This is a genomic window from Buttiauxella sp. JUb87, assembly GCF_004361975.1.
Taxonomy (GTDB): Bacteria; Pseudomonadota; Gammaproteobacteria; order Enterobacterales; family Enterobacteriaceae; genus Buttiauxella; species Buttiauxella ferragutiae.
Map to the genome: position 1 here is coordinate 1 of NZ_SNVY01000024.1, position 1,070 is coordinate 1,070.

At 55.9% G+C, this 1,070-nt stretch carries 1 protein-coding gene; it reads right to left on the minus strand.

Going from position 1 to position 1,070, the window contains the following annotated elements; genetic code table 11:
* Positions 1 to 1,070, minus strand: a 1,070-nt coding sequence (locus EC843_RS24420) for an autotransporter strand-loop-strand O-heptosyltransferase (protein ID WP_133523205.1), incomplete at its 3' end; no start/stop codon positions are given.

Here is a 1,070-nt window from a genome sequence, read left to right on the forward strand (position 1 = left end):
GTGCCCTTGTGGCGTGGGCACCAGAAAAAATCTTTATGGTCAAAATCAATACGCACGTCATCCCAGCAGCCGTTACACACATGCGGATTAAAGACGCGGTGTGCAGTGTCAAACTCACAGTTCGGTAGCGTGAAGCCGCTTATCATCACCACCGGAATTCGGCAGGCCCAGGCCAGCCAGCTCAGTCCGCTGGACAGCCCGATGAAAAAGTCGGCGTGCTGTAACAGTGCCACCCGTTCAGGCAGGGGAATATCACCGGTGAAGTCTTCCGCCCCGTGAGGGATGTGATTCCAGACAAACCCCTGACCGACAGTGGCCTGCTGGTCTATGCACAGGACGCGGTATCCCTGCGCTTTCAGGTAAGTCACCACCTCGTCCCAGCCGGTGCCGTTATTCCAGAACTTGGCCTGGCAGGACGCTTTGGTGGCAATGCAGACGTAAGGTTGCTCAATAGTGCGCGGTGCGTTCAGGGACAGTTGCGGAACGATTTCAGCGGAGTCGACGCCGAGGATATGCCCGGCCGTGCGGTGCAGTCCCACCATGCGAAAATCAATCGGCTGGTTATTCAAATCACCTTTGAAGAACAAGCCAATACGGTAGGTGGCATAAGGCTGACGACCGGTACATTTTGCGGGCTCAGTGAAACGAATATCCGGGTAACTGCCGGCAAAAAGTTCGATTATCAGCGCGCCCATCGAGCACTCAAGCTGACACTGGTGCTGCTTGCGGAAACGCTCTGCATAGGGCACCCAGCCAACAAGGTCGCCGAGCGTGCCCACAGGAAACGAAATAATGACCTCCTGGTCACGCAGTCCCAGGGTATGGTCGAGTACCGGTGTGGCTTCTCCGCGGATATAGACCCGGATATTAAAGCGCACAAAGAATTTTTTAGCGCTGGTCACCCACCCTTCGTCCACATCGCAGGCGAACAACATGTTATCGGTGTCCGCATCAAGGATTTCGACACGCCACTGCCCGGAAGGCAGCAACACGCGGGCACCATCATTGAAGTCGTAACGAATACCAAGTGGCCCGGATTGCGTGGGCACCTCAGGAGCAGGGACAAACAT